This window comes from Pseudomonas sp. NFACC39-1, assembly GCF_900110355.1.
GTDB classification, from domain to species: domain Bacteria; phylum Pseudomonadota; class Gammaproteobacteria; order Pseudomonadales; family Pseudomonadaceae; genus Aquipseudomonas; species Aquipseudomonas tehranensis.
The window spans coordinates 524,360-532,779 of record NZ_FODL01000005.1 but is presented as its reverse complement, the minus strand read 5'-3'; the positions used below and the strand labels follow the sequence as shown (position 1 = coordinate 532,779).

Annotated in this window: 6 protein-coding genes and 1 pseudogene; 6 read left to right on the top strand and 1 reads right to left on the bottom strand. The window is 61.5% G+C overall.

Annotation, left to right across the window (positions count from 1 at the left end; genetic code table 11):
• The 3 genes and pseudogenes from BMY45_RS28185 to BMY45_RS14210 all read left to right on the top strand — a co-directional run.
• Positions 1–1,992, top strand: a pseudogene (locus tag BMY45_RS28185) (hypothetical protein); the annotation flags it as partial.
• 444 nt (positions 1,993–2,436) lie between these two features.
• Complete coding sequence (locus BMY45_RS14215) at positions 2,437–2,766, top strand: DUF6124 family protein (RefSeq protein ID WP_092398564.1); 330 nt, start codon at positions 2,437–2,439, stop codon at positions 2,764–2,766.
• A 275-nt stretch (positions 2,767–3,041) separates the two neighbouring features.
• Positions 3,042–4,325: an arsenic transporter gene (locus BMY45_RS14210; RefSeq protein ID WP_092398562.1), complete on the top strand. Its 1,284-nt coding sequence runs from the start codon at positions 3,042–3,044 to the stop codon at positions 4,323–4,325.
• Positions 4,326–4,432: 107 nt separating this feature from the next.
• Here the strand turns inward: BMY45_RS14210 and BMY45_RS14205 are convergent, their stop codons facing one another.
• Entirely contained in the window at positions 4,433–5,398 is a 966-nt protein-coding gene (locus BMY45_RS14205; RefSeq protein ID WP_092398560.1) for a DUF1853 family protein, read from the bottom strand.
• Between the two features lie 273 nt (positions 5,399–5,671).
• Between BMY45_RS14205 and BMY45_RS14200 the strand changes: the two genes are divergently transcribed.
• Genes BMY45_RS14200 through BMY45_RS14190 form a run of 3 tightly spaced genes read left to right on the top strand, consistent with a single transcriptional unit; the run spans position 5,672 to position 8,402 of the window.
• Complete coding sequence (locus tag BMY45_RS14200) at positions 5,672–6,562, top strand: NAD(+) kinase (RefSeq protein ID WP_003202709.1); 891 nt, start codon at positions 5,672–5,674, stop codon at positions 6,560–6,562.
• Positions 6,559–7,533: a metallophosphoesterase gene (locus BMY45_RS14195; RefSeq protein WP_177193353.1), complete on the top strand. Its 975-nt coding sequence runs from the start codon at positions 6,559–6,561 to the stop codon at positions 7,531–7,533. The genes BMY45_RS14200 and BMY45_RS14195 overlap by 4 nt, the downstream gene beginning before the upstream one ends.
• Entirely contained in the window at positions 7,530–8,402 is an 873-nt protein-coding gene (locus BMY45_RS14190) for a rhomboid family intramembrane serine protease (protein ID WP_092398556.1), read from the top strand. The genes BMY45_RS14195 and BMY45_RS14190 overlap by 4 nt, the downstream gene beginning before the upstream one ends.
• The last annotated feature ends 18 nt before the right edge of the window (positions 8,403–8,420 follow it).

Below are 8,420 nucleotides of genomic sequence, written 5' to 3'. Positions count from 1 at the left end.
CAGCCGGCCAGACCGAACATCGTCGAGGCAAGCGGCAGTGCCCTGGATCCGGACCTGAATTTCTACACCGTCTCGATACCCTATTATTCAGGCCGCCAGCCCGGCGACCACCTCTACATCGTGTTTGAAGGCCTTGATGCCAGTAACACCCCAACCGGTTTCGACGATAACGCCTACGTCGGCTCTGAGGCGGATGGCGATCCGGTCCTGCGTAATGTGAACAAGGCTGAAATCAAGAAACTCGATGGCGGCTCGCTCACGGTTTATTACTGGATCAATAGCCAACGTAAATCCCTGGAGCTGCAACTGTCCGTGGGCAGCGGCCAGTCGGAAATGGAAAAGCCTGATGTCATCGAAGCCGGCAGCAACGATGTGCTGGACCCGGACAGGGTGAATCCCAATGTGGGGGCCAACGTTTCAGCGCCTTACACGGGCACCGTCCCCGGCGACATCATCGGGCTGCGCTGGAGGGGCTCGCGGGTGAGTGCGCCGGCTGACGAGCGGCCACTCAATTCCAGTTCGGCGGGGGCCCCCGTACCGTTTACCGTGCCCTACCGTTACGTGATCGACAACTTGAACGGCACGGTGGATGTCGACTACTACCTCAAGCGCGGCTCGGAGCCGCTGCGTTATTCCCGGGTGCGGCCATTGACCATCGGCGCAGCCATGAACCTGACGGCGCCCAGCGTCAAGGAGGCTGGCGGGACTGCACCGAATCAGCAATTGAACCCGGTGGCAGGCAAGGACAACCTGACCGTGGTGATACCGGATTACGGTGTGCAACCGGGCGATCAGGTCAGCGTGACTTGGGCGGGCACTGCTGGGGATGGGTCCTACACCACTCCGGTGCAGGTGCTGCCTCCCAATCGTGAGATTACGATGCCGGTCTCGGTGATTGCCTACAACCTGGGCAGGCCGGTGACCGTGACCTACACCGTGACCCGTGGCAGTGAATCGCCGCCGTCGGATTCGCTTAATTTGGCGGTGCAGGCGATGCCCCAGGCCAGTCTTACAATTCCGTTGATTCCGCAGGCGGCACAAGGGGGGATTGGCAGTGAGCTGGATCTGGGTAGCTTCGCCGGTGATGCCCGCGTCACTGTCGCGCCCTGGCCGTTAATCGCGGCGGGTCAGCGGGTTTGGTTGAAGTGTGAAGGGACTGCTGCGAGCAATGGTGCGGATTACACGATTGCGCTGCTCACTGACTCAGAGGTTAGTTCGGGCCAAGTGAGTGCTGGGCTTTCCAACGCGATCCCACGGGCCGAGCTCGAGAAACTGCGCGACGGCTCTCAGTTAAAGGTTGTGTTGCTGGTTACTTTCGATCGCACTTCGAGTCAAGCCAATGCGGTCGGCTTTCCGCTGCGAACTTATAGAGTAGCCAAGGGCAATCCACTGATCGTGGATCCTACACCCATGCGTTTGGACGGCATCAAAATTTTTCAATCGTATGGCCTGGCACAGCGGGAGGTTCCCAACAATACAGGTACTCGTGTGCCCGCCGGTGGAGTTCCTCCCTATAGTTATACTTCGCTCGATCCAGGGACGGCCTCTGTGTCCGAGGCGGGCAAGGTCGCCGGCCTGCGCAATGGAGTGACCACCATTGTGGTCAGGGACTCCGCCGGGGCAGAGGCGCGTTATGGGGTGATTGTCGAGAATATAGTCCGGCTGTTGAGGCGTGAAGGACCCACAACCGCAGCGGACGTACACGCATGGGCGCGTCAAGTTGGATGGGCACTGCCCAAGTCTACCCATGAATACCTGTCGGCCCTTATTCCGAATTTTGGAACACTTAATAGGCTAATCGAAACAACAACAGAATCAGCGCGGCCTAGTCAGTTAACAGGGATCGCGCGTATATGGATGAACTCTTCCAATAGACCTAGCATTTCGGCGTATCAGTGGTCGATAGCAGGAGGGTTCGGCTCCCTGACCTATGCGGACGACGGTGTCCAGTTGTATCCCCGTATGTTGGCCTTCGAACCGATCAATAGCTGAGGAGTCGCATTCTGACGGAGAAAGCGGAAAAAGGGGACGCATTTATTTACCAGGAATACACCCTGTGAAAGCGAGGGAGCTCGCTTTCACAGGCCCGAGCTTACCGCAACTGCGCCCCACCTCATCCTTCAGCCTCTAGCTACACCGCCTTGCGCCATTGCCTACAACTGCGCCAGAATCCGCCGGCTTGTGCGCCTGTGGGCCGGGCTTTATCGTTTCCAGGTCGCTGAGACTCAGCGATCGGGTTTGGTAGCCCGGTTTGACTTTGGCGCATAGCCCCCTCTGATATAGGCTTTTTCCGCCTGTATTGTTATGGCGGTCATGCGCAGGGCGCCTTTGGGCGCGCCGGTTCTCCAAGTCACCGGTCTACCAACCCGCGTATGGCCGCCACCCTCGTTTGGTAGCGAGAGTGATGGCTTCAATATTTCGATTTGGAGCTTCACCATGTTCAAACCAACCCCCAACCCGCCAGACACCGATCCAGATCCAACAGCCTTCGACAAAGCCGCCAAACGCGCCCTCGATTTCTATCTCAACCCCGAGCCCGACACCGGGCCGCCTCCAGGCCAGCTCTTCACCGTGGTGAACGGCGTCGACACCGAATGTCTGCTCGCCAACCTCAGTGAAACCCTGGCTTCGGCCGATGCCATGATCAGCGACCTGGCCTTCGAACTGGAGGGTTCGCGCCGGCATGTTGCGCTGGGTATCCAGCAGTTAATCGAGCTGGGCGGATTGCTGGCGAACCGTGCCCTGGATAACAGCGATCCACGCTAGGACCATCCCCCCCCCCCGTGGCGAGGGAGCTTGCTCCCGCTGGACTGCGGAGCAGGCCCATTGGGCGGTCGCTGCGCAACCGAGCGGGAGCAAGCTCCCTCGCCACGGGTTTACTTCAGGCCCAGGCTTTACTGAAGATTCGAAGCTCCCTATATTCGCACTTCGCTCACCCAGACGGACCGGCACTCAATTCGATGCCTCGAATGTCGTCAAGGTATTCTCCGGTCAGGTACTGCTGATTTCCTCTTCTAAACTCCCTTCCAAGGCTGTTGCGCATGCTCCTCGCGTCGTTGATTTTCCTGCTGACCATTACGCTGGTGATCTGGCAACCCAAGGGGCTTGGCGTTGGCTGGAGTGCGACGCTCGGTGCGGTATTGGCCTTGTTGAGCGGGGTGGTGCAGGTCGGTGATATTGCGCTGGTGTGGCAGATCATCTGGAACGCCACCGGTACGTTTATCGCGCTGATCATCATCAGCCTGTTGCTGGACGAGGCCGGGTTCTTTGCCTGGGCGGCCCTGCATGTGGCTCGATGGGGGCGGGGCAGTGGGCGCAAGCTGTTTGCCTTCATGGTGTTGCTCGGCGCGTTGGTGTCGGCATTGTTCGCCAATGACGGCGCGGCGCTGATCCTGACGCCGATTGTGATTTCGATGCTGCTGGCGCTGCGTTTTTCTCCGGCAGCGACTTTGGCGTTCGTGATGGGCGCCGGCTTCATTGCCGACACGGCGAGCTTGCCGCTGGTGGTGTCGAACCTGGTGAACATCGTTTCGGCCGACTTCTTCAACATCGGCTTTAACCGTTACGCCGCAGTCATGGTGCCGGTGAATCTGGTCAGCGTCGCGGCCAGCCTGGGGATATTGCTGTGGTTTTTCCGGCGTGATATCCCGCGTGATTACGATCCGCATCAACTGGACGATCCGGCGAGTGCGATCCATGACAAGGCAACCTTTTATGCCGGTTGGGCGGTGTTGGCGATCCTGTTGCTGGGCTGCTTTGCCCTTGAGCCTCTGGGGATTCCCATCAGCGCGATTTCCGCCGTTTGCGCGGCGTTGCTGCTGGGCGTTGCGGCCTACGGCCACAAGATTTCCACCCGCAGGGTGATGAAAGAAGCACCGTGGCAGATCGTGATTTTCTCCCTGGGCATGTACCTGGTGGTCTATGGCCTGCGCAACGCCGGGCTGACCGGCTATCTGGCCCAATGGCTCGACGGCTTCGCCGCCTATGGCGTGTGGGGCGCGGCCATGGGCACCGGGCTGTTGACGGCATTGCTCTCATCGGTCATGAACAACCTGCCGACGGTGCTGATTGGTGCGTTGTCCATCGATGCCAGCCAGGCCACTGGTGTGGTGAAGGAGGCGATGATCTACGCCAACGTCATTGGCAGCGACCTGGGCCCGAAAATCACCCCGATCGGCAGTCTGGCGACCTTGTTGTGGTTGCATGTGCTGGCGCGCAAGGATATCCGCATCGGCTGGGGGTATTACTTCAAGGTCGGGATTGTGCTGACGGTGCCGGTGTTGCTGGTGACGTTGGCGGCGCTGGCGGTGCGGTTGTCCCTGTAGGAGCTGTCGAGTGCAACGAGGCTGCGATCTTTTCCCAGACACTTGAATCTCAAGAGAAAGATCAAGAGATCGCAGGCTTCGCCAGCTCCTACAAGACGTACGCCAGTTTAACCACCGCCCGGCACATCCGGCCAACGATCCGCCACCAGGAACAGCCGCTCGGCCTCTTCCCATTCACCTTTGGCATTTTCCGTGAGGCGCACCATCAGTTGCGCCGGCGCCATGGGGTCGAGGGCCAATCGCCAGGCTTCCAGTTGCCCGGCGCTCCAGGTTTGCTCCGCCGGATAGTGGGCCGGGGCCAGCCAAGCGGCGCGGGGCAGGGGTTGCCAGCGGCCCGGTGGGCGTTGCGCGACGAACGCCGGCCAGTCGCACTGATGCAGCCAACTGCCGCGCAAATGCCTGGGGTGCGCACCGGCCGGCGCTTCGGCATGGCCGGGCCACGGGTAAAGCAGGTAGCCACCCAGCCAGAGCTCGGAACGAAACGACTCGATGCCCGAGGCGTCGATGCCCAGCGCCGCCAGGGCTTCACGGCTTTCCGGGCGTGCCGAGATCGGTAATTGGTGTTCGCGTAGATGGGCCAGTTTGCGGTCGAGCCGGTCATGGCTGCCCGGGCCGAGCCACTGCGCCGCGTCTTGCCCGTTACCGTCCTGAGGGCCGAGGTAGAGCTTGATGGCCAGTTCCAGGTGATGGATGCCTTCGCCGTCGCGCAGCAACAGGTCCAGTTCGCCCAGGGTATGGCCCTGATGCCGGATCGGCAGGTTCGCGGCGACCAGCTCGATGCCCGGCGCGTGTTGCACGGCAAACTGCCACAGCCTTTCGTAGTACAGGCCCAGGCGCCGGGTCCGGCCCTGGGACAGGCAATGCAGCAGGGAATAGCTGTCGCGGTCCAGTTGCTGCAGCCAGTGTTCCAGCCGGTGAGGCTGATGCACCCAGTCACTGCCGGTCAGGGGATGGCGTTGGGGCCAGGGCGTGTCGATGAGCATCGGCGGGGCCAGGATCGCCCACGCCAGGTCGCGCACCTCGGGATGGCGCAGGCGGCGGGGCAAGTCGAGCAATTCTGGAAACAGGATCATTTTGCGAGCATAGCCGCTATGCGGCCAATGCTGTTCATTTCAGGAAAGTAAAGAACCGTGGCGAGGGAGCTTGCTCCCGCCGGACTGCGAAGCAGGCCCCCTTGGAGCGGCTGCTGCGCAACCGAGCGGGAGCAAGCTCCCTCGCCACAGTGATTCAGGTAAACCTTAAATGAACGGCATTGCGCCAGGGTGAAGGCTTAAAGCATTTTGTCTATGGGCCGCTTTCGCCCATAATCGGGTTTTTCGCCCGACGCAGACCCTCGCAGGAGCCCCATGGAGCAATTTCGTAATATCGGCATCATCGGTCGCCTGGGCAGTTCGCAGGTGTTGGACACCGTTCGCCGACTCAAACGCTTCCTCCTGGAGCGGCACCTGCATGTGATCCTCGAAGACACCATCGCCGAAGTCTTGCCCGGCCACGGCCTGCAGACGTCGTCGCGCAAGATGCTCGGCGAAGTCTGTGACATGGTGATCGTGGTCGGCGGCGACGGCAGCCTGCTGGGGGCCGCTCGAGCCCTGGCGCGGCACAACATTCCGGTGCTGGGCATCAACCGGGGCAGCCTGGGGTTTCTGACCGATATCCGCCCCGACGAGCTGGAAACCAAGGTCGCCGAGGTGTTGGACGGCCATTACTTGGTGGAGAACCGCTTCCTGCTGCAAGCCGAGGTGCGCCGTCACGCCGAGGCCATCGGCCAGGGCGATGCCCTCAACGATGTGGTGCTGCACCCGGGCAAATCCACGCGCATGATCGAATTCGAGCTGTACATCGACGGTCAGTTCGTCTGCAGCCAGAAGGCCGACGGCCTGATCGTCGCCACGCCCACCGGCTCCACGGCCTATGCGCTTTCGGCCGGTGGCCCGATCATGCACCCCAAGCTCGACGCTATTGTGATTGTGCCCATGTACCCCCATACCTTGTCTGGGCGACCCATTGTGGTCGATGGCAACAGTGAGCTGAAAATCGTCGTGTCCAAGGATATGCAGATCTACCCGCAAGTGTCCTGTGACGGTCAGAACCATTTCACCTGCGCACCGGGTGACACCATCACCGTCAGCAAAAAAGCGCAGAAGCTGCGCCTGATCCACCCGCTGGATCACAATTACTACGAAGTCTGCCGGACCAAGCTCGGCTGGGGCAGTCGGTTGGGGGGTGGAGGCGACTGATGCTCGATCCTGCGCGCAGTTACGACCTGATCGGCGACGTGCACGGATGCGCCCTGACCCTGGAACGCCTGCTGGACCGCCTCGGCTACCACAAGCAGGGCGGCGTATGGCGGCACCCGTCGCGCATGGCGGTGTTCCTGGGGGACATCATCGACCGGGGTCCGCGGATCCGCGAAGCTCTGCACATTGTCCACGACATGGTGGTGGCCGGGCAGGCGCTGTGCATCATGGGCAACCACGAGTTCAACGCCCTGGGCTGGAGCACACCGGCATTGCCGGGCAGCGGCCAGCGCTACGTGCGCGAACACACCCCGCGCCATGCGCGCCTGCTCAACGAAACCCTGACCCAGTTCGAGCGGCATCCCGCGGATTGGCAGGACTTTCTCAAGTGGTTTTACGAGTTGCCGTTGTTTGTCGATGCCCAGCGCTTCCGGGTGGTGCACGCCTGCTGGGATAACGGTCTGATCGAGCCCCTGCGAGGCCTGTTCCCGGACGGCTGTATCGACGAGCATTTCCTCCAGGCCTCGGCGGAGCCGGGCAGTTTTGCCTGCACGGTGTTCGATCGCCTGCTGCGTGGCACCGACATGCGCTTGCCCCATGGCCTGACCCTCACCGGGGGTGACGGTCTGACCCGTTCGTTCTTCCGCACCAAGTTCTGGGAAGACGATCCGCAGACCTATGGAGACATCGTGTTCCAACCCGACGCCTTGCCCGAACCGGTGGCCCGCACGCCGCTGTCGCCGGATGAAAAGAATAATCTGCTGCGCTATGGCGTTCATGAGCCGATGCTGTTCGTCGGTCATTACTGGCGCAGCGGCAAACCCGCGCCGATCCGTGCGAACCTGGCCTGCCTGGATTACAGCGCGGTGCTTTACGGAAAACTGGTGGCCTATCGTCTCGACGCAGAGACCCGACTGGACCCGCACAAATTTGTCTGGGTCGATGTCGAGCGGCCGGAGGAGTTGCGATGAGCGTCGTAGCGGTCTTGCGCTTGCCCTTGGCCGAGGATTTGAGCGGCTTCGTCAAATTGCTCCAGCGCATGCAGGTGCCCCATCGGGTCAGCGAAGAGGCGGGTGAGCAGGTGCTCTGGGTGCCCGATGAAATCAGCGAAGACGTGCGCTCGTTGTACGCACGCTTCCCGAGCGGCGATCCCGAGCAACAGTTGGCGTTGCCCGCCAGCGGCAGCACGTCGCGACGGCCCGGTTTCGTCGAGCAACTGACCCGCAGTCCGGTCACTGCCCTGATGTTGCTGCTGAGCCTGATCGTCGGCGCCGTGACGTTGCTGGGGGAAAATCTCGAGACCTTGCGCTGGCTGACGTTCCTGGAGTTTCGCGTCGTCGGCGACTATATCCATTTCACGCCCCTGGCCGACAGCCTGGCGGCGGGGCAATGGTGGCGCCTGGTGACGCCGATGCTGATCCATTTCGGTTTCCTGCACATCGCCATGAATGGCATGTGGTATTGGGAACTGGGGCGGCGGATCGAAGCGCGCCAGGGCGGCATCAACCTGCTGGGGCTGACCCTTCTGTTCAGCCTCGTGTCCAACTTCGCCCAATATTTGTTCAGCGGCCCGACCTTGTTCGGCGGCTTGTCCGGCGTGCTCTATGGCCTGCTGGGGCATTGCTGGATCTTCCAGCTATTGGCACCGAACCCGGCCTATCACTTACCCCGCGGGGTGTTGGTGATGATGCTGGTGTGGCTGGTGCTGTGCCTGTCCGGGCTGATCTCGCTGATCGGTTTCGGCGAGATCGCCAACGCGGCCCATGTCGGCGGGCTGCTCATCGGTTGCTTCACGGGTTTGTTGGGCGGGCTGTTCGCTCGTCGTAAAATGGCCCTCTGAACTGGCGCCTGTAACACT